This window comes from Shewanella sp. Isolate8, assembly GCF_022398495.1.
Lineage (GTDB): Bacteria > Pseudomonadota > Gammaproteobacteria > Enterobacterales > Shewanellaceae > Shewanella > Shewanella aquimarina.
In genome coordinates, this window is sequence record NZ_JAKEVI010000002.1 from 470,860 (window position 1) to 491,577 (window position 20,718).

A 20,718-nucleotide genomic window follows, 5' to 3' on the forward strand; every position below is an offset into this window, starting at 1 on the left:
TTAAACCTCCGACGCTTTTAGCTTGTGAAGGAAGGTCTGATAACCTTCGACCCCGAACCAGAACTGCATAGCACGCTGTACGCCGCGTCCCGTCATGGTCGCGCCGCTCACCGCGTCGACGCCATGAAGATCGCCGGCCTTAGCACCGCCCTTGACCACCTTGAAGGAAACCTGTCCCTTCTCGTCAAACAGCTGCTTGCCCTTAAGCTTGTCGGTCCAGGCCGTATCGTCGAGGAAGTCGCCGATGCCCGGTGTCTCACCATGCTCGTAGAAGACCACGTTTTCTATGGTGTTCAGGTCTGGCTTGAGCGCCACATAGCCATAGATGATCGACCAGAGCCCCTTGCCATAGATAGGCAACACCACGGCGTGCAGCTCGCCCTTGTCGTCAAACACCTTGAAGACGCGGGCCTGATTGGCGCGTGTCTTGATCTTGGCGATATCCTTCTTAGGCTTGCTCGAGGTCTGCGGATTGATGGCCGCCATGCGGTCGTCGAAATCCAGCACGTTCGCCTCGGTATCGATAGCGCCGCTGTCCAGCTCCACCAGCAGAGGCTTCACCGACTGCTCGAAGATGGCGCGAAAATCTTTGTCGCCGCTGATGTCGATATCGGCGGCCAGCAAGACGTTGCGCTTAAGCTCGTCGCGCTTTTTCACCAACTTACGTTCTTTGAGTACCTCGGCGGTTCCCGTGATCATGAAAGAACAAGAGAGGCAGAGTACGAGTGTGAAGATCATGGTCCCCACAACGGTATCTTTCTTAAATGCCATTAGCGTTGCTTCTCCATAGTGGCGCCCGGGGCGCGGCTGGAACGACGAAACAAAAAGGATGCGAAGATTGACGACCAGAGGTTGGCGGTCTGGATCCTTAACATATGTTCTGACTTATAAGGCATTGCGTTTCAGCCTCCGCTTCATGTTGCTGCGCGCCACCAGGTAATCGAAGATAGGCGCCCACAGGTTGGCAAACAGAATCGCCAGCATGATCCCCTCAGGCATCTTGAGATTCAGTACACGAATCAGCACCGTCATGAAACCGATCAGCGCGCCATAGGCAAACTTGCCCTGACGGGTATAGGCGGTCGTCACGGGATCGGTTGCCATAAACATCATCCCCAGGGCGAAACCGCCACTGACCAGATGCCAGGTCCAAGGCATGGCAAACATATCGTTCTTAGTCGAACCAATAAGGTTGAACATCACGGCGGTCGCCACCATGCCGGCCATCACACCGGCAACTACGCGCCAGTCGGCCAAACGGGTCAGCAACAGGAACAGGCCGCCGATAAGAATTGCCAGGGTGCTGGTTTCGGCTATAGAACCCACGGTGAAGCCGAAGAAGGCATCCCACCACAGTGGGTCGCTGAAGGCCTGGTACCAGGTGTAGCCCTCGAAGCTCATCTTGCCTGCCGCGGTCTGCAGCAGGGTTGTCGCGCCAGAGAAGCCATCGACCGCCACAAACTGGGCAATCTGCGCCACCTCTGTCGGATAGGCAAAGTAGATAAAGGCATAACCGGCCAGCGCAGGGTTGAGGAAGTTATACCCCATGCCGCCAAACACCTCTTTGGCCATGATCACCCCGAAGGTGATACCCAGCGCCACAATCCACAGCGGGGTCGATACCGGCAGGATCAGGGTAAACAGCAGGGCGGTCACGAAGAAGCCTTCATGCAGCTCCTGGCGACGAACCTTGGCAAACACCATCTCCCAAAACAGGCTCACCAACAGCGCGGTAAGATAGATAGGCAGATAGAAACTCAGGCCATAACCAAACAGCCCGAAGAAACCGCTCTGCTCGCTCAGCCCACCTGTGATGGCGTTAAATGCCAGTAGCTGCCAACGATCCGGCGTGGTTAAGCCCGAAGCCAGCGCAAGCTGCGCCTGCAGACCCAGGTTATAGATGCCGAACAAGATGGCCGGCAACAGGCACAGACCCACCAGGGTCATGGTACGTTTTACATCGATCGCATCGCGAACATGCACTTTGCCTTTGGTGCTGCGGCCATGGGCATATAGCAGCGAGCGCAGGAAGCTACGCATCGACGAGCCGTGAGCATAATAATCCTCTTGCACATCTGGCTTATTGTCTTGCTTACTCATTAACCTTCCCTCTCAATAATATCTAGGCAGATGCGAAGTTCACGTCCGAAGTCATACTTGCCCGGACAGACAAAAGTACACAGGGCCAGATCTTCTTCATCCAACTCTAACGCACCAAGGGCCTGGGCCTCATCGGTATCGCGCACTACGAGATCCCTTACTAACAGCGTCGGCAGTATGTCCAGCGGCATCACGCGATCCAGCTGACCGAAGGCCATCATGGCGCGGTGTGAACCACCGGCGTGAGTGGTCAGGTCGAACAGACGCTTTGTCGCCTTGAAGCGTGAGGTCACGGCACGGGTAATAGAGAACTTGTCGCCGCCGCCACGCACCCAAGGCAGTAGCTGATGTTTAGCGTCTTCCGCCAGCACTGAGATCTGCTGATGGAAACGACCCAGGTAGTCGTGCACACCAAAGGCGGTATGACCGGCCAGCACAGAGCCGGAGACCACACGGTTGGTGCCAGGCTTGATCTCACCTTCAATCAGTGTGCTGAGCTGGGCGCCCAGTTGCGTACGCAGCAGTCTTGGGTTGACCGCCGTCGGGCCGCCAAAGGCCACCACGCGATCTGTATAAAGCTCGCCGGTCATAAACAGCTTGCCGTAGGCGATCACATCCTGATAGCCAAGGTGCCACACGGGTCGATCTAGGCTCGCAGGGGAGATAAAGTGAATATGGGTGCCCACCAGGCCAGCAGGATGCACGCCGGCAAAACGATGACTATCGACACGGGCGAGGTCGGCGCCAGGCAATGCCTCGCCGGCATCATGACACAGATGGATCTTGCCAGGCGTCAGATAGGCCAGCACCTCGAGTCCGGCGGCAAAGGCCTCGCCCTGCTCGGCGATGATCACCCGCGGATCGGCAGCCAGTGGGTTGGTGTCCATGGCGTTGACGAAGATGGCGGCAGGTTCGGTGTCGAGCAGGGGCACGCGAGAGAAGGGGCGAGTGCGCAGCGCGGTCCACAGGCCACTCTCAACCAGGTTTTGCTGCACGGCTTCACGGCTCAGGCGGCTCAGATCCGAATAGGCCTGAAAGGTGATCTGCTCATCTCCCTCCACCAGGATCACCACAGACTGCAACACACGGCGTTCGCCGCGGTTGATCTCGACGACAACACCGCTGGCCGGCGCAGTAAAGCGCACGCCCGGTGCCTTCTTGTCTTCGAACAGGGTCTGGCCCTTCTTCACCCGATCGCCGACCTCCACCAAGAGGGTGGGCTTCAGGCCAACATACTCTTCACCCAGGAGTGCCACCTTTGCAGGACGAGCGCAGCAATCTATCTCTTGCCTCGGCTCGCCGGCGATAGGCACATCTAGGCCCTTCTTTATCGTCTTAATCTTGTCTGGAAAACCTGCCATCGCAAACATCAACCGTTACTAAATTGGGATGCCTCATGGTAAAAGTTTGTTAACTTAGATTCCGATATTGAGGTCACATTCCGACACCGACTTGTAACTTAGCAACAGTTTTTCCGCCAGAATTGTGATCCTGATCGGCAGTGAATCCTGAGAACTGTTAACAATGTAGTTTTATAACAATAAAACAGGTAAAGGGGATACTGCTTATTTAGCCAGGGCTAAAACATTCAATTTGGGACAAAAATTGTACGAAATGCCTAGCTTCACCCTGGGCTATTTACCCCCTCTTTTACCCCTTAGGGATAGGCGCGTGAAAAAAGAAGCAAAAGGGGCAATTTTTACAAAGATCGACCGCCGAGATCCCTTAGATGGGCCGATCCGTAAACAAATCATCCATCACAAAAAGCTTTAGACATCTAGAAGGCTAAATGCTATGGTCGTTTTTCGAACACAGGTTTTCAGTTAAGCGATAGGATGAATTAGATGAAACTCGAATCTTTAGCCCTGCATCATGGATATGACTCGGAAGCAACCACCAAGGCGGCGGCCGTACCCATTTATCAAACCACCTCTTATACGTTTGACGACACCCAACACGGTGCCGACCTGTTTGATCTTAAGGTGCCGGGCAACATCTACACCCGCATCATGAACCCCACCACAGATGTGCTCGAGCAACGCCTGGCCGCCATCGAAGGCGGTATCGGCGCCCTGGCCCTGGCCTCTGGCATGGCCGCCATCACCTATGCCATTCAGGCACTGACACAGGTGGGCGATAACATTGTCAGCACCAGCCAGCTCTATGGCGGCACCTATAACCTGTTTGCCCATACTCTGCCACGCCAGGGTGTCGAGGTGCGCATGGCAGCCTTCGACGACTTCGAAGGCTTGGAAGCCCATATCGATGATAAGACCAAGGCGCTGTTTTGCGAATCAATCGGCAACCCGGCGGGCAATATCGTCGACATCGCTCGCCTGGCCGAGCTGGCCCATAGGCATGGCGTGCCACTGATCGTCGACAACACGGTCGCCACCCCGGTACTCTGCCGCCCCTTCGACCACGGTGCCGATATCGTGATTCACTCGCTGACTAAATATATTGGCGGTCACGGCACCACCATAGGCGGGGTGATCATCGACTCGGGTAAGTTCGACTGGGCGGCCCAGCCTGAACGCTTCGCCCTGCTCAACGAGCCTGACCCCTCATACCATGGGGTGGTCTATACCCAGGCCTTCGGTCCGGCGGCCTTTATTGGTCGCTGCCGCGTGGTGCCGCTGCGTAATACCGGCGCCGCCCTATCGCCTCAGAGTGCCTTCCTGCTGTTACAGGGCCTAGAGACCCTGGCCCTGCGCATGGAGCGTCACTGCGACAACGCTCTCGCCCTGGCCAAATTTCTCGAACAAGACCCCAGGGTCAGCTGGGTCAACTATGGTGCGCTGGACAACAGCCCCTATCGCGACAACTGCCAGAAGATCACCTCGGGCAAGGCCTCGGGCATCATCAGCTTCGGTATCAAGGCCGAAGATAGCGAGGCGGCCAAGGCGGCCGGCGGACGTTTTATCGATGCCCTGCAGATGATCCTGCGCCTGGTCAACATAGGCGATGCCAAATCCCTGGCCTGTCATCCGGCGACGACCACCCACAGACAGCTCAACGGCGAGGAGCTGGCCAAGGCGGGGGTATCAGAAGATCTGATCCGCATCTCGGTCGGCATAGAGCATATCGACGATATTATCGCGGACGTCTCTCAGGCCCTGGATAAGGCTATTTAATTTGACGGCCCCAGTTACCGGGCCAACTGGCTCGGTAACTTAACAAGGCTCATGCCCCCTACTCCCTTAAGCCCTTTTTCCTATAAGCCATAGGTATAATGCTATCTCTGCCAATAGCTTGACTATAATGACAATGAGCTAACTTAGCTTAGTCTGGCACCAGCCATGGGAGGGCACATGTACTACACCTCGACGGAGCTCAATCAACACTCCTCTATCATGAGTAAGCTGGCACACCTTCACGCCACCACCCAGGCCAAGCTGCCGCAGATCACCCGTATCGCCGTCGCCCTGTACGATCAGGACTGTGACATAGTGCGTACCTTCATCTACAGCGGTAAGCCCTCTCCCCTCAACCATTACCAGGCAAATCTCAGCCAGTGCCACTCCCTGTTACAGGTAGCCCGCACCAAGGAGGCGAGGATCGTTCAAGACCTCGGCATCTATCGAGACAGCCAGCACGAACACGCGGTTAAGATCTATGAGGCAGGCTATCGCAGCAGCTATACCCTGCCCCTGCTTTCGGGCAATACTCTGCTAGGCTTTATCTTCTTTAACGGCGACGATAAAGAGGTGCTGGACAAGCGCTGCGTGGAACATCTGGATCTCATCGGCAACCTGCTGGCCCTGATGGTGATCAACGAGCTGAGCGAGGTGAACACCCTGGCCTCGACCATGAAGACAGCCATAGATGTCACCCATTTTCGCGACCCGGAAACCGCCGGCCACCTGAGTCGTATGGCTCACTACTCACGCCTGATCGCCCAGCGTCTGGCGGATGAGAGAGGCCTAAACGATCACTTTATCGAACATATCTTCATGTTTGCCCCCCTGCACGATATCGGCAAGATCACAGTGCCCGACGAGATCTTGTTTAAGCGGGGTCCGCTCACCTTAGATGAGCGCGCCGAGATGCAGAAACACTGTGAATCGGGTCGGGATCTCATCGACAAATTACTCTGTAACTACCGCCTGAGTAACCTGGACCATACCCAGATGCTGCGTAATATCGTGCTCTATCACCACGAGGCGATAGATGGCTCTGGCTACCCCACCAGCCTAAGAGGCGACGAGGTGCCTATCGAGGCGAGAATAGTGGCGGTGGCCGACGTATTTGATGCCCTCACCAGTGAGCGCCCCTATAAATCCGCCTGGACCAATAGCGATGCCTTTGCCGAACTCGAACGCCTATCGGGCAGCAAGCTGGACGCCGATTGTGTCGCCGCGCTCCATGAGGCGCTGCCCGAGGTGCTCAGGATACAGAGTACCTTCGACTCCACCGAGTTTTAAGACCATTGAGCTGTCGACGCGATTAGACGGCCGAAAGATGAGACGGCAAAGAATAAAGCCGGTTAGGAATATGGAGGAAAGTTAAGAGAAGATAGACAGAATAACCCGGAGCGCCTTAGCCATTCACTAATCGTCACCAGGATAAGACGAAGGCCTGCCAAGCCAGGGCGCCAGCAGGCCTTTTATACTCACTATGCCTCTAATCTTTAGAAGTCAGAGGCGCTAAGTAAAAGAAATTAAGTTTCAGACATTAGTCCGGCAGCGATTTAGAAGCGACCGACTACACCAAGACCAATGTTCACGCCGTCGAAATCTGAATCCAACACGCGTGCCACTTGGAAGTTGGCCGAGAAGTTGTCTGAAATACGCAGCCAGTAAGCGGTTCTCACATCGAACGCATCATCATCGTCGGTGTTGGTGTAACCCAGACCCACAGACCAGGCATTGTTCACATACCAGTCGGCACCCAGGTTGATCATGTCGTCATCGTCACTGTGAGTCCAGCTAGCCTGCAGATCCACACCGGCAGTCGATTGCAATGCGATATAGCTGCGAATTTTCACACCATAGGTCTCTTCGACACCCTCATCGCCATCGTTATAGAAGGCTGAAACGGCAGAAGAATCGTTGAAGTAGTAACCCACTTCCGCGCCATAGGTGTCAAAATCAAAATGTGCGTAGTCGTGCTTTTGATAGTTCACACCAACAAACCACTTAGAGGCAAACACATAAGTGCCGTCGATACCGTAAGAATCCAGGTCGGCATCATCGAAGTTGCTGTAATGAGCACCCAGGTTAGAGCTCTGCGCCAGGAAGCCGTTTAGGGCATATGGGCTGCTGCTCTGGTCCACAGGCGTGACATAGTAGCGGTAGTTCGCGTTCCAGATACCATCGCCAAACTCTTCAGAGTTAGAGTAGTAGTTCAGGCCGGCTTCGTGTTGAAAGGCGTTGTCCTGCGCAGCGATGGCGCTCATGCTGCTAAGACCAAGAAAAATGGCAACGGCTGTTACTGATTTTTTCATCAATGTATTCCCTTATATTTATGAAGCTAGGAGAATAAAAGACAAAAAATAGAAAGGTGCTTTACACAATCCATTGTAATTTTCTGATATTTATACAAATAAATATCCAGTGCTCTCCTAGCGGCGCTAACGATACGCCATAGTTTAGGAAAAGCGCAATAAAAACTTCATAAAAGCCCAGCGAAACTACATTCACCAAAACTTTAAGCTACGCACAGGTAACAATTGAAACCTAAAGACTACAATTTGCCTTGTGCCGTTTTCGCCTGCTCACGCTCATCGAGGAGCAACATCCCCTGGGTGATCGCCTGCACCGCCCGCGACTTAAATTCGCGCCGATACAGGGTATAGACCACGACCAGGCTAGAGACGATAAACAGCAGCGGATGGAAGAACCAGCCAAGCACGGCCATCGAGAAATAGTAGGAACGCAGGCCATAGTTGTAGGCGTGGGCCGCCCTGTCCTGCACTATGGCCATCTGCAGCGCGTAGGCCTTTAGCTGCTCATCACCACCGCTTTTGTCGACCGGCGTCGCACCCACCATGACATTGAGAAAACCATACTGGCGCATGGACCAGGTAAACTGAAAAAACGCCATGACGAAGATTAACGTCAGTATGCCGAGCTTCAACTGGATCAACATGTGAATCGGCGGTGCCGTCATGGGGATAGAGGCGATCACCGCCTCCAGCCGCTCGACCTGGGCAAACAGGGTCAAGACACCAGCGAGCACCAACATGGTAGTGCTGGCAAAGAAGGTAATATTACGCTCCAGGTTGGCCAGCAGCGCCGCCTCGGCCACTCTTACCTCGCGGCCCAGCAGTTGATACATCCAGTGAATTCTGTGCTGATGCAGACAACGGGCGATACAGTTGGTGTTCTTGGCCTTCTTGCGGGCGAAGCGGGCGTAACCTATCCAGCAGCTAAAGAAACAGGTCACGGCGATAAGGTCGAGCAGATAATCATTCATTATGGATTCAACTTGTTAACAAGGGTCTGTTTATCTTTCAGGTTTAATTTTTGTTCAATATAAACGCGTTTTGCTCAAGGCGCGTGCAGTGTCGCATAGTTATTCTATGCAAATGGCACGCAACAAGGAGCAGAGCGTATTTAGGTGAACCCTTCGGGCTGCTTTTGTAGGCTATTTCTACGGCGTTATCACCCACTCATGTAGAATAACTACACTACACGGGCTCTTCCTTGTATAAATTGCCTACAAAGTGCTGCAAAAACAAACAGGAAAGGTCAACAGACCCTAAGGTCAATGGCTGCTAAGGCTCATTTAATCATAGCCCATTGATATTGCAACTCGATTTCCACTGCGCTGCGCACCTATCCCGTGTGATTTTTGTGCAATCATTCTTAGGCTATACCTGCATACAATTCTTAGCTAAGATGGTCAATAAATTGTTACCTCCATGTACAACCACATGAGACCCGTTAACAATTGCAACCCACCAAAATACAAGAGTTTAATAATAAAGGATTATTTATGAAGTCAATCTCAAATACTCTGATCACAAGTCTGATTGCATCAGGCCTCTTGCTCACAGGCTGTGGCGGCGGTGGCAGTGATAGTTCTGGGCCAAGTACAGGCACAGGCGGCACGGTGAAGTGGGTCGAGGGAGAATTTATCCCCTATGCACAACTGGCCAACCAATGCGATGCGGGTCTCAAGGAAAAACTCTGGTTACGCTCATGGAGCAACGACACCTATCTCTGGTACAGCGAGATCATCGACAGGGATCCGGCCCCTTACCAGGTCCTGGAATATTTCGATCTCCTGAAAACCGAAAACCTGTCCGCCTCGGGCAAGCCGAAAGACCAGTTCCACTTCTCTATGCCCACCAGCGAATGGGAGCAGCTCAACCAATCGGGCGCGTCCGTGGGTTATGGCATGAGTTTCTATCTGCAACAGGCCAGTGGCACAACAGACAGGAAGGTCACCGTCGCCTACACTGAGCCCAATTCTCCCGCGACCAACGCCAATATCGCCCGTGGTGCTGTCGTTGTCAGTATCGATGGCGTGAGCGTGAAAGATGCCAGCGACAGTGCCTCGATAGACATTCTCAACAAGGGCCTGTTCCCCGAGGACGCAGGTCAACAGACGCGCTTCACCCTTCAAGATCTCGGCGCCAGCCAGACGCGCGATGTGGTGCTGACGGCGCAAACCGTGGTCTCGACACCTGTGCAAAATACCAAGGTACTCGCTACCCCATCGGGCACCATAGGCTATATGCAGTTCAACGCTCATATTGCCACCGCTGAGCGCGGCCTATTCGATGCCATCAACACACTGGCCAATGCCAAGGTCGATGACCTGGTGTTAGACCTGCGCTACAACGGCGGCGGCTTACTGGCCATGGCCAGCCAGCTGGGCTACATGATTGCCGGTGAGCAGGCGACGAAAGATCGTATCTTCGAGCAAGTAACCTTCAATGACAAATATCCCACCAAGAATCCTGTCACGGGTGAAACCTTAACCCCTAGCCCTTTCTACGATAAGACCTTCGGCTTTAACCCCAGCCTCTTGTCGAGCGGACAGAGCCTGCCCAGCCTCAACCTCTCCCGGGTATATGTACTCACCACCAACAGAACCTGCTCCGCCAGTGAGTCGCTGATCAACAGTCTGCGTGGCATAAATGTCGAGGTGATTCAGATTGGCGGTACTACCTGTGGTAAGCCCTATGGCTTCTACCCGACCCCCAACTGCGGCAATACCTACTTTAGCATTCAGTTTAAGGGGGAAAACGACAAGGGCTTCGGCGACTATTCAGATGGTTTCGTCCCCAGCAGCAGCCCGACGCTGCAAAGCGAAGTGCCTGGCTGTGACATAGCCGATGACTTTAGCCACGCCCTGGGCGATAAAGAGGAGAGCCAGCTAGCCGCGGCGCTCTACTACCGTGACAACAACAGCTGCCCAACCCAAGTAGCAAAAGCGTCCCGTACCCAGGCGAAACCTCAGTTTATCGATGTCGGTTATATGCTGGAAGATACCCGCAATCAAAATATTCTACTCAATAACCGTATCCTGACTCAGCCTAAGTAGGAATTATGATGAAACGCTTAATTCGTATCATGGTCAGCACTATGCCATTAGCGCTCCTAGGCTGCTCATTACAGGCACAAGACGCTGCTTTGCCGGATCCTGTGCCTGCCCCAATGGCTGCAATAATTAGCGAGCCGAGTGCCGAGAGTCTGGCCGAGCTGGAAAACGCCATCGCCAAACTGTTGAAGATGAACAAGGTGACCCTGGCGGCAGATGCATTTACCCAAAACAGTAGATTGGCGCTGGAGCGCACTCCCCATACGGATCCTAACGGTCAGCTGTTAATGGGCCGCAGCTTCGAGCTGCCGCAAATAGTGCAGCTTTGGATAAGCGGTGATAAGTGTTTTGTCACAGATGCCGAAGAGCATCGCAGTGCGCCGCTGGAAGTCACCCAGTGCCAAGCCGAATAAGGCCGTCTGAACAAGCTAGGCTGAATAAGCTCGTCACATTGAGCCCGGCCGATTAACCCAGACAGAGAAGGTCAGGCTTAATCAAGCTAGTTGGCAACATGCCCATCAAGATGCGTCTTCCCCACGACGGCTGCTTTACAAAGCAGCCGTTTTTTATGGTCAGCACACTCTTATCTGCTCGCAACCAACTTCATCATCGGGCCTGGATGACCGCAATATCCGCCACACAGTGACTCATAGTTCAAAGCCATTAGCAGCCCTCAAGCGTCATCAGGCTCGAGGATTACATTTGGCGAGCAAGGCCTTCCCCTCTCTATAGCAGTCCGAGTGCCCAATAGAACCGTCGGCAATGAGTTAGTACATATCCTTCTAAATGTAACAATTGTTACAGTGATACTATCGCGCCCTTCTCATTATTGTTTTACATACATTTTATTAAGAGGCCTTATGCGCTTAGCTGTTTCCGCATTAGCAGTGTCATCTGCACTCATCCTTCCTAACGTCCAAGCTGAAGATCAACCAGCCAGCTTAAATCAACAAGCCAGCTTCGAAAAAATCGAGATCATAGGTTCACGTATCGCACTGCGTACCGCCACAGATAGCGTGGCGCCGGTGGACATTATCACCGCCGAGCAGCTCGAATCGACGGGGATGACAGAAACGGCTAAGGCGCTGCAATTTGCCGCACCAAGTTACAGCTTTCCATTCTCATCGGTAACCGATGGCTCTGATGCCGTACGTCCGGCGAGCCTGCGCGGCCTGTCACCGGATCACACCCTAGTGCTGGTCAACGGTAAGCGTCGCCACGGCTCGGCATTGGTCCACTTAAGCGGCACTGTCGGTAAAGGCTCCTCTAACGTCGACTTAAACGCCATTCCAATGACGGCCATCAAACGTATCGAGATCCTACGTGACGGCGCATCGGCCCAGTATGGTTCCGACGCTATCGCCGGCGTCATCAACGTGGTGCTAAAAGACAGTGAACAGGGTGGTAGCCTGTCGGCACAAGCGGGCCAAACCTACGCCGGTGACGGTGAACAGTGGCGAGTGGGAGCCAACCATGGCATCGCACTGGGTGACGATGGCTTCGTCAATGTCTCGCTCGAGGCCCACCACAAAGACAGCACTAACCGCGCTGGGTTAGATCCTCGCCAGCAGTATCCGGAATTGGCCGATGGTTCACTCGACCCTCGTGAAGCCAGCTTTAATCGAAAGAGCCACCAAGTTGGTGATGCCGAATACGACAACTTAGGCTTGTTTATCAACGCCGCCAAGGCCATCTCAGATAATGGCGAACTATACGCCTTCGGTGGCGTGAGCAAACGCGAAACCAAATCTGGCGCCTTCTACCGCAGAGCCCTAGATAAGCGTAACTTAACGGAAATTTATCCCGATGGTTTCTTGCCACAGATCAACCCCGACATTATCGACACCTCGATAGTGCTTGGCTATGAATTCAGCCTGGGTGAGTGGGATATCGATACCTCCGCAGGCCATGGCGAAAATGCATTTAACTACAATATTGTTAACACATTAAACGCATCTTTAGGCCCCGACAGCCCAACCGAGTTTGATGCAGGCACATTGTCGACCCGTGAAACCAATATAAACATCGATGCGTCACGCTATTTTTCCTTTGCAAATGACTCAGAGATACTCTTTGCCACAGGTATTTCATGGCGCCAAAATGGTTACCAAATCGAGGCTGGCGAGAGTGGTTCCTACATCAATGGTGGTTTTGATAACCGCGCCGCCGGTAGCCAAGGCTTTTCGGGCTTTACCCCAGAATCTGAAGTCGACGAGACCCGCAATAACACAGGTGTTTATGTCGAGCTCGAAAACCAGTTAACCGATGAGTTTTACTGGGCGGCGGCACTACGTTACGAGGACTATTCAGACTTCGGCGACAACACCAGCTGGAAGCTGGCAGGCCGTTATGATTTTACCGACAACTTAGCGCTGCGCGGCACCATCAACACAGGCTTTAGAGCACCTAGCGTACAGCAGCTATACTTCAGCAATATCTCTACCCTGTTCAATCCAGATCCTGTCACGGGTCAGTTGGTACCGACAGAGTCGGGTACGTTCAACACCCTGTCACCGGTAACGAAAGGCTTGGGGATCAACGAGCTGGCTCCAGAGTTATCACAATCTTTCAGTCTGGGTCTGGTCTATCGTAACGATGCCGGCCTGGCACTGACCTTGGATGCCTATCAAATCTCAGTCGATGACCGCATCATCTTGTCGAGCTCAGTCACGCCTGATGACTCACCGGCCGTCGCACAGGCCTTGGCGGGCACCAATGCCGAGTCGGCGCGCTTCTTCATCAACGCGGTCGATACCCGTACCCGTGGCGTCGATCTGGTGATAAGCCAGGACTTTGATATCGGTTCCTGGGGCGACCTGCAAGCCAACCTGGCCTATGCCTATAACAAAACGGAAATACAAGACATCCATTTCCCGCAGATCTTAGACGGTGTAGGTAAAGAGCTCTTCAATCGTATCGAACAAACCCGTATGACCTCGGCGACGCCAAATAACACGGGCAACCTGGGGCTCACCCATAGACTCGGCGACTTCAAGACTAACATTCGTCTAAGCTACTTCGGCGACTATACTGTGGGTTATTCATCGGGCGACGTAAATTACAGCGACCAGTGGATAATGGATCTGTCGGTGCAGTATGCGGCAACCGATGCACTAAGCTTTACCGCCGGGGCGCAAAACCTGTTTGATGTCTACCCAGAGAAGCGCCCAGACAGCAATAATTTCAATGGTATCTTCGTCTACCCATTAACCAACACCCCGTTTGGCTTTAATGGTGGTTACTTCTTCCTAGAAGCGAAATATACCTACTAATTCTTATCAGTTCATCACACTAAAACAGGCCATCTATGGCCTGTTTTTTTTATCTCGACCAGCCATCAAGGTGAGAGCTTAGGCAACTTGTTCCTATCGCTGCGCTGTGTGAAAATCGACAGCATGCAACTGAGGGGAAAATATGACACAAGCAGCGAATGATTCGGCCAGCGCTAACACAGGCCTAGATGACGCCAGTGATGAGATTAAACTCGCCGTAGACCTTATTTATCTTCTGGAGAGCCATGAGATTGAGCCAGATGTGGCGCTGGCGGCATTAGAGATAGTTAAGCAAGATCTGCAAAGAAAGTTAACTAATACCAATCGTCATAAATAATTGCTCATTCTAGCTTGTTAAAACGCTCGATAACTGTATTAGTATTTTTAATTGTAGAATAACTACTTATTTAAAAATCCTGCTTTGTTCTCAAGCGTTTTTCCTGCGCTATTTCTGATCACATGTTTACTGTGATTGATATTATTGTGATTGGTATAAAGCCTAAAGTCAGCACCTTAGCTTTACCCTATCACACCTTCAATAACGGTCTATTCTTCGGAAACTTAACGATAAAAAAACGCAGCCTAGGCTGCGTTTTTTATGTTACTCAGGGACACTGTTTAGAAAACAACAGTCTGCTCAGCAGTACAGGTAGAAGTACCTTCGTCACAGGCTTTGTAAACGTAAGTTCCGCCGCCCTTAGTGTTGATGGTGTCAGTGTAGGTGCTGCTTGCCGAAGTGGTCGCAATCTTGCCACCGTCACGGTAAACATCTACGTTTGCACCCGCTGCGCCAGAGAAGGTCAGATCAACTTTCTTAACGCCCTTACTCTTATAACCATTCGCTGAGATAGAGAAATCACCGCCACCGTTGTTTCCGCCACCATTGTCGCCACCGGCACAGCCGTTAGCCGTCAGGTAAGCATCGGCAGCCGCAGCCTGAACGATACCGTAACCAAAGTACTCATCTTTACCCGGCGCACCGCTATCCATGGCTGTCGCCTTCAGCGCCGCACGGATCTCGCTACCGGTACACTGGTTATGGTTAGACCAAACCAGGGCCGCAATACCAGACACGGCTGGCGTTGCCATAGAAGTACCGCTCATGAAGCCGTAATCAGAGGTGCCGATATCCACAGTTGCAGTGCTCGCCGCCAATAGCGCAGCACGATCTTCCTGTGCAGCACCCACTGCTGGGATAGAAGTGGTGTTGGTATCGCCTAGTGTGCCATACAGCATGCCAGGCTCGTTGTTGATGATGATCGCACCGATACCACCAGAGTTTTCACAGTTAGCCACCTTGTCGTGGAAAGAGATCGCACCGCGATCGATCACACAGATGTTACCGTTCGCGCCCGCATCGGTCGCCTCGGCAGTGCCCATGAAATAGGTGTTGCCAGAAACCACGCCTGCGTTTTCCATTGCGCTGCTGGCAAATGAAGCGCCATCGGCAGTCAGGTTAGAGGCTGTCGCCATGCCTGCTGGGTAAGTAGACAGTGTATCTACACCACCTGCAGTCACTTCCACACAGATAGTCTCGTCTGAAGTCGCCTTAGGACCACGACCCGAAGTACAAGATGGGAACTGAGAGAAATCGGCGATGTTGTTGTTCGCATCGTTCGCGCCCACCATCATGACAGATGGGTAACCAGCTGGGTATGAACGTACGTTGTTACCATCGTTACCCGCCGCAGCAACCACTAGGCCGCCCGCATCGACGAAGGCTTGGAAGGCATTAGATTCGGTAGAGTTTGATCCGCCGCCACCTAGGCTCATGCTGATGATGTTAGCTCCGGCCGCGCTACACAGGTTTGTGGCGTGTGCCAGATCAGATGAGTAACCCCAACCTTCGGCGTTAAATACCTTGATGATGTGCATATCGACGCCAGGCGCCATACCAATTACACCAACATTGTTGTCAGCGGCACCGATAGTACCGGCAACGTGAGTACCGTGTGGACCGCCGTTGACGTTCCAGTTACCCGTACCCGAATCGTTGTCACCTGTGATGTTATTCCAAACGAAATCTGGGTTAGACGCGTCCAGGCCAGAGTCGATGATACACACCTTCATGCCAGCTGCAGCATTGAAGGTCACCTGGTCGGCCTGTGACTGATACACGGCGTAAGGTGTAACCTGCTGTGTCATTGGGTTGCCCGCGTCATCGCTAAAGCTCATCAGATGACGACGCTGATCCGCCTCGACTAATTTTACATGTGGGTTATTTAACAGTCCCTTGACCTGGGCCAAATCTTTGCCCGTAAAGGTTGCAGCGATAAAGCCGTCACCATCAACGTGGATCTGTGCGCCTAGCTGCTTTGCCAGTGCCTTAACGACACCCTTACTGCCATTGTCTACCTGGATGATGTAACGATCATCATCGGCAAATGCCTGAGTTGATAGGCCAACACTTAAAGCCATTACTGCACTTGCCAACTTAGTTAACTTCATAGAGGTCTCTCCATTATATTTATTTTGTTAAGAGTCTTTTTATTAGAACTTCCCTGAATAGCAAATGCCGCGGTATTTCTCTCTTCAATTGCGACCTGATTTGGCATTTACTACCACACAACAAGGCACAAACTATCACACCAACTCAAAGGCAACAAGGTGTTAACAAAAAATAAACATATGTTGCACAGGCGTACAATTTGTTTGGCAGTAGAATTTGCAGGCCAGATCATTGCCTCACCAGACAAGCGGCTAGGCCATACATCAAAGCCGGCGACACGACGGGTAAAAGCGCTGTTGCAAAGCGCCAAGGCTGGTATACTAGGGGCTCATTTGCCACCATTGACGACATTGACGATGACAAATAATGCCAAGGCCTCAAGCCAGTCGATAGACTTCTCGGCCATCAACAAGAGCACGGCCAGCTCCTTTAACGAGCAGAAGAACCTGATCAAGCGGCTATTTAAGGGCAACCGGGTCGATTGCCAGACCTGTAAACAACCACTGCAGTTAATCGTACCCACGGAGAAGGCACAAACCGGCCACTACGGCGTGTTTTGTAAGAAGGGCTGCACGGATATCGAACTGGAGATCGAGCTGCTCTAGCCTCGCCTAAAGTAAGCCCGCCTAGGAATTATAAGCCCAGATACGATATAGCATCAGCTGTGCCTGCAAGACAGTACAGACCCACTATCATCCTATCGCGCTAGCAAGTATCATGTATCACCTATAACGAGTCATAGCTTGAAACTCAGTCAACGCCTCTCTCACCTGCAGGCCATGGTCGATGGCCCTTACGAACATATCTGGGACTGCTGCTGCGATCACGGCCTGCTCGGCGCCGCCCTGCTTAAGAAGCAAGTGGCCGGTACCATGCATTTTGTCGACATCGTGCCTGGCATAATGCAGACCCTGCAGGACAAACTCGAGCGCTTCTTCCCACTAAATCAAGATGCCACCAGCCCTCAATGGCGGGTGCACTGTATGGATGTGGCTAAGCTACCGCTGGCGAACTATCCGAGCGAGACGCCGCACTTGGTGATCATCGCCGGCGTCGGCGGCGAACTCACCGGCGAGCTGGTGAGCGCGATTCAAGCCAGCGCCGATGCCCTGGGGCAAAACATAGAGTTTCTGCTCTGCCCCGTGCATCACACCTATCAGCTCAGAGACAGGCTAAGTGCAATAAGGCTTGGGCTCGTCGACGAGAAACTCATCAGTGAGAACAAGCGCTGCTACGAGCTTTTGCATGTGGCGCGCCACGGCAAGCGTCCCATCACGGCGATTGGCGACAGGCTCTGGTCACAGGCGCCAATCGAGACACAAGTGGCCTATCTAAGGCGCCTTTTGAAACACTATCATCAGGTGGTCAGAGGCAGCCAGCTGGAGCAGAAACCGCTGCTCGATCGCGCCATCTCAGATTATCAGGCGCAGCTGGACTTGCTTAGCGCCTAGCCTTTTATCTTTGGCATTCTTTTTCATCTTCAAGTGAGTCACTTATGCGCCTGCTGAAATCCACTATCCATCCCGACCTTAACGCCGCCACGCCAGAGGAGGTAGCCGGACAGGGCTTCATCCGCCGCGCGGCGCGCGCCATAGTACTTAGGGGTAGCCAAATATTGATGCTCTACACGGCGCGATATCACGACTATAGCATTCCCGGCGGCGGCGTGGATGAGGGCGAAGATATTCGCCAGGCGCTGCTTAGGGAGCTGGAGGAGGAAACCGGCGCCCATACTATCGAGATATTGAGCGAGTTCGGCCGCTACCAGGAGTTTCGCCCCTGGTATAAACCCGAATTCGATTTTGTGCAGATGGAGTCTTACTGCTTCGTCTGCGAAATTGGTGAGGAGCTGGGCGATACTAGGCTTGAGAGCCATGAGCTACAAAACGGCATGCACCCGGTCTGGATAGAGATTCATGAGGCAATTGCCCACAATGAGCACACCATGGCCCATAGCGAGAAGAAGGGATTGTCTATCGAGCGCGAGACCTATCTGCTGAGGCTGATCCGCGATGAGCTGCTCACTTGCTAAACTGCTCACGAATTAAAATCATCTCAAGATAAACCACCCGTAAACCCACAAAAAAAAGAGCGCCGCAGCGCTCTTTTTAATTCCTAGCAATAGGTATTAACGACTGTATTCACAGGCAATCTGCGCCGCCAGTTTGGCGTTGTTAAACACCAACTGGATGTTGGCCGCCAGGCTGCTGCCTTCGGTCTTCTCGGCGACCTTGGCCAACAAGAAAGGCGTCGAGGCCTTACCAGAGATCCCCTTGGCATCCATCTCGGTCACAGCATCTTTAATCACCTGATCGATCATCGCCTTATCCAGGGCATACTCGGCCGGGATAGGGTTAGCGACCACCACGCCGCCCTTGAGGCCCATCTGCCACTTGGCCATCATGGCATCGGCCACCTGCTTAGGGGTGTCCAGACGATAGTCGACACCAAAATCGCTCTCACGGGTGTAGAAGGCAGGCAGTGTCTCGGTTTCATAGCCGACAACCGGCACCCCTTGGGTCTCCAGATACTCTAGGGTCAGGCCGATATCCAGAATCGACTTGGCACCGGCGCATACCACGGCCACATCTGTGTTGGCCAGCTCCTGCAGATCCGCCGAGATGTCGAAGGTCTGCTGGGCGCCGCGATGCACGCCGCCGATACCGCCGGTCGCAAACACCTTGATGCCCGCCATCGCCGCCAGGATCATGGTCGAGGCCACTGTGGTGGCACCATCGGCCTGCTTGGCCACGATGAAGGGGATGTCGCGGCGGCTGGTCTTGATCACAGCCTGACCCGCCTTACCCAGATACTCGATCTCCTCATGAGTCATGCCCACCTTGAGGCGTCCCTTGAGAATCGCGATAGTGGCTGGCACAGCGCCGTTATCGCGGATGATCTGCTCTACCTTCAGGGCAGTCTCGACATTTTGCGGATAAGGCATACCGTGAGAGATGATGGTCGATTCCAGTGCCACCACGGGACGGCCGGCATCCAATGCCGCTTTCACTTCTGGGTTGATATCTAGGTACTGCGCTAACATAGAGACTCCTTGATAACTCGGTTAACTGATATTTCAGACATATTTGGATTGATGGTTGCCAGATCCGACAGGGCAACCACCGCCGCCGCCATGGCAAACTCGGTCGACTGACGGGACGACCAACCTTGAATAAAGCCGTGGGCCAGGCCCGCGAGGAAGGCATCACCGGCGCCGTTGGCATTGACCATCTCGACCGGAATGGCCGGAACAAGGGCCTGCTCCTCACCATCACTGTAAAACACCCCATCGGTTCCCAGGCTCAGGAATATTCGCTGCACGCCCTGCTCATGGAACCAGCTGGCCAGCATAGGCAACTCGCCATAGTTGGCGATGGCTATGCCGGAGAGCTGCTCGGCCTCTTTGAGGTTAGGCTTGAGGGTATGTACCGCGCTCAGGTAGGGCTTAATCTTCTCCGCCTTGGCGCAGGAAACGGTATCGACAAACAGCGGGATATCGGCAAAGTTGCTCAGCAAGTAGGCTAAGGCTGCATCAGACAAGTTGGCATCGACTATGATGAGGCTGGCGCGTTTGAACATCTCCTGCTGACTCTTGAGCTGCTCGACCCCGAGACGCTCCAGAATCGCCATGTCGTTGATCGCCACATGCATGTCGCTGTCACCATCGAGCACCGAGAGGTAGGTGGAGGTCACGCCATCGCTCAGCTGCAAGCTGGGTTTCATGTCGATACCGGCGCGCTGACAATGCTCGACGATCTGCTGGCCATAGGCATCTTTGCCCACTGCGGTCATCAGGCGGGTATCTGAGCCTAGGCGCGCCAGGTTCTCGGCAATGTTACGCCCCACACCACCGGGGGAGCAGCTGACACTGCCGGGGTTAGAATCCCCCACCCGCAGGTTGGCAGCCGGGCGACCGAGAATATCCATGTTGGCCCCGCCGACCACCATGGCAAACTTGGCTTCGGCTAGAATATAGCCCTTGCCACGGATAATGCCTTTGTTGGTCAGGTTCATGATATGACCAGCCACCGCAGAGCGGCTGATCCCAAGACGATCCGCCAGCTCCAGCTGGGGGATCAGAGGGTCTTGCTTGAGTAGTGCTAGGATTTCTAATTCACGTTCCGTCATTACGGCAATCTCACTCAGCATTAAGGATACATCGCCGCAAAACAAACAAATGTTTGTATTGCAAACTTTTGTTTTAAGTTAATCGATTTATGCGGCCAGTGCAAGACAAACAAATTCACAATCAAATAGTTATGTGAGGTGCGCCTCACTCGGCTCTGAGCGCAATCCCAGGCTGACAGGCGTTGTGGCGTCAGTATCCACTCACATTTTGGCACAAAAAAAGCGCCAACCTGGCGCTTAGGGATTCGCTGTTACGAGGCGCTAGCCACTAATTCT

The 20,718-nt window shown here is 53.3% G+C and carries 17 protein-coding genes; 9 read left to right on the top strand and 8 right to left on the bottom strand.

The features are described 5' to 3' along the window. The 3 genes from L1D43_RS11290 to L1D43_RS11300 form a co-directional block, all read right to left on the bottom strand. Complete coding sequence (locus tag L1D43_RS11290; RefSeq protein ID WP_239851654.1) at positions 1 to 771, bottom strand: Na(+)-translocating NADH-quinone reductase subunit C; 771 nt, start codon at positions 769 to 771, stop codon at positions 1 to 3. A gap of 114 nt (positions 772 to 885) precedes the next feature. After that, positions 886 to 2,100: an NADH:ubiquinone reductase (Na(+)-transporting) subunit B gene (locus L1D43_RS11295; RefSeq protein ID WP_239851656.1), complete on the bottom strand. Its 1,215-nt coding sequence runs from the start codon at positions 2,098 to 2,100 to the stop codon at positions 886 to 888. Further along, on the bottom strand, positions 2,100 to 3,461 hold the full coding sequence (locus L1D43_RS11300; RefSeq protein WP_239851657.1) for a Na(+)-translocating NADH-quinone reductase subunit A: 1,362 nt from the start codon (positions 3,459 to 3,461) through the stop codon (positions 2,100 to 2,102). Before L1D43_RS11300 ends, L1D43_RS11295 begins: the two co-directional genes overlap by 1 nt. A 483-nt stretch (positions 3,462 to 3,944) precedes the next feature. Between L1D43_RS11300 and L1D43_RS11305 the strand changes: the two genes are divergently transcribed. Both L1D43_RS11305 and L1D43_RS11310 read left to right on the top strand, forming a co-directional pair. Continuing rightward, positions 3,945 to 5,234, top strand: coding sequence for an aminotransferase class I/II-fold pyridoxal phosphate-dependent enzyme (locus L1D43_RS11305; protein ID WP_239851658.1), 1,290 nt, complete (start codon positions 3,945 to 3,947; stop codon positions 5,232 to 5,234). A 177-nt stretch (positions 5,235 to 5,411) separates the two neighbouring features. Further along, positions 5,412 to 6,524 carry an HD-GYP domain-containing protein gene (locus tag L1D43_RS11310; protein WP_239851659.1) on the top strand — a complete coding sequence of 371 codons (1,113 nt, stop codon included), beginning with the start codon at positions 5,412 to 5,414 and terminating at the stop codon, positions 6,522 to 6,524. Positions 6,525 to 6,790: 266 nt separating this feature from the next. Here the strand turns inward: L1D43_RS11310 and L1D43_RS11315 are convergent, their stop codons facing one another. Both L1D43_RS11315 and L1D43_RS11320 read right to left on the bottom strand, forming a co-directional pair. Next, complete coding sequence (locus L1D43_RS11315; protein ID WP_239851660.1) at positions 6,791 to 7,546, bottom strand: putative porin; 756 nt, start codon at positions 7,544 to 7,546, stop codon at positions 6,791 to 6,793. A gap of 239 nt (positions 7,547 to 7,785) precedes the next feature. Next, positions 7,786 to 8,517 (bottom strand): DUF599 domain-containing protein, encoded by a 732-nt coding sequence (locus L1D43_RS11320; RefSeq protein WP_239851661.1) that lies wholly within the window; start codon positions 8,515 to 8,517, stop codon positions 7,786 to 7,788. A gap of 522 nt (positions 8,518 to 9,039) precedes the next feature. Here L1D43_RS11320 and L1D43_RS11330 point away from each other — a divergent pair. The 4 genes from L1D43_RS11330 (at position 9,040) to rsmS (ending at position 14,202) form a co-directional block, all read left to right on the top strand. Next, positions 9,040 to 10,596 (top strand): S41 family peptidase, encoded by a 1,557-nt coding sequence (locus tag L1D43_RS11330; RefSeq protein WP_239851662.1) that lies wholly within the window; start codon positions 9,040 to 9,042, stop codon positions 10,594 to 10,596. A 5-nt stretch (positions 10,597 to 10,601) separates the two neighbouring features. Beyond that, positions 10,602 to 11,006, top strand: a complete 405-nt coding sequence (locus tag L1D43_RS11335) for a hypothetical protein (protein ID WP_239851664.1) — start codon at positions 10,602 to 10,604, stop codon at positions 11,004 to 11,006. Positions 11,007 to 11,453: 447 nt separating this feature from the next. Beyond that, positions 11,454 to 13,865, top strand: a complete 2,412-nt coding sequence (locus L1D43_RS11340) for a TonB-dependent receptor (protein ID WP_239851665.1) — start codon at positions 11,454 to 11,456, stop codon at positions 13,863 to 13,865. 142 nt (positions 13,866 to 14,007) lie between these two features. Beyond that, the gene (gene rsmS, locus L1D43_RS11345) at positions 14,008 to 14,202 is read left to right on the top strand and encodes a pleiotropic regulatory protein RsmS (RefSeq protein ID WP_239851667.1); all 195 of its coding nucleotides are present in this window, start codon (positions 14,008 to 14,010) and stop codon (positions 14,200 to 14,202) included. A 281-nt stretch (positions 14,203 to 14,483) separates the two neighbouring features. On the opposite strand, the gene L1D43_RS11350 is transcribed toward rsmS, so the two are convergent. Next, positions 14,484 to 16,313, bottom strand: coding sequence for a S8 family serine peptidase (locus L1D43_RS11350; protein ID WP_239851669.1), 1,830 nt, complete (start codon positions 16,311 to 16,313; stop codon positions 14,484 to 14,486). Between the two features lie 357 nt (positions 16,314 to 16,670). On the opposite strand from L1D43_RS11350, the gene L1D43_RS11355 reads away from it, so the two are divergent. The 3 genes from L1D43_RS11355 to L1D43_RS11365 all read left to right on the top strand — a co-directional run bounded on the left by L1D43_RS11355 (position 16,671) and on the right by L1D43_RS11365 (position 18,346). Then, on the top strand, positions 16,671 to 16,919 hold the full coding sequence (locus tag L1D43_RS11355; protein ID WP_041509207.1) for a hypothetical protein: 249 nt from the start codon (positions 16,671 to 16,673) through the stop codon (positions 16,917 to 16,919). A 138-nt stretch (positions 16,920 to 17,057) separates the two neighbouring features. Next, positions 17,058 to 17,765 carry a tRNA (adenine(22)-N(1))-methyltransferase TrmK gene (locus tag L1D43_RS11360; RefSeq protein WP_239851671.1) on the top strand — a complete coding sequence of 236 codons (708 nt, stop codon included), beginning with the start codon at positions 17,058 to 17,060 and terminating at the stop codon, positions 17,763 to 17,765. 44 nt (positions 17,766 to 17,809) lie between these two features. Beyond that, positions 17,810 to 18,346 (top strand): NUDIX hydrolase, encoded by a 537-nt coding sequence (locus L1D43_RS11365; protein ID WP_239851673.1) that lies wholly within the window; start codon positions 17,810 to 17,812, stop codon positions 18,344 to 18,346. 96 nt (positions 18,347 to 18,442) lie between these two features. Here the strand turns inward: L1D43_RS11365 and L1D43_RS11370 are convergent, their stop codons facing one another. Both L1D43_RS11370 and L1D43_RS11375 read right to left on the bottom strand, forming a co-directional pair. Further along, entirely contained in the window at positions 18,443 to 19,357 is a 915-nt protein-coding gene (locus tag L1D43_RS11370; protein WP_239851675.1) for a pseudouridine-5'-phosphate glycosidase, read from the bottom strand. Beyond that, positions 19,351 to 20,442 (bottom strand): PfkB family carbohydrate kinase, encoded by a 1,092-nt coding sequence (locus tag L1D43_RS11375; protein WP_239851677.1) that lies wholly within the window; start codon positions 20,440 to 20,442, stop codon positions 19,351 to 19,353. Before L1D43_RS11375 ends, L1D43_RS11370 begins: the two co-directional genes overlap by 7 nt. Positions 20,443 to 20,718 lie beyond the last annotated feature (276 nt).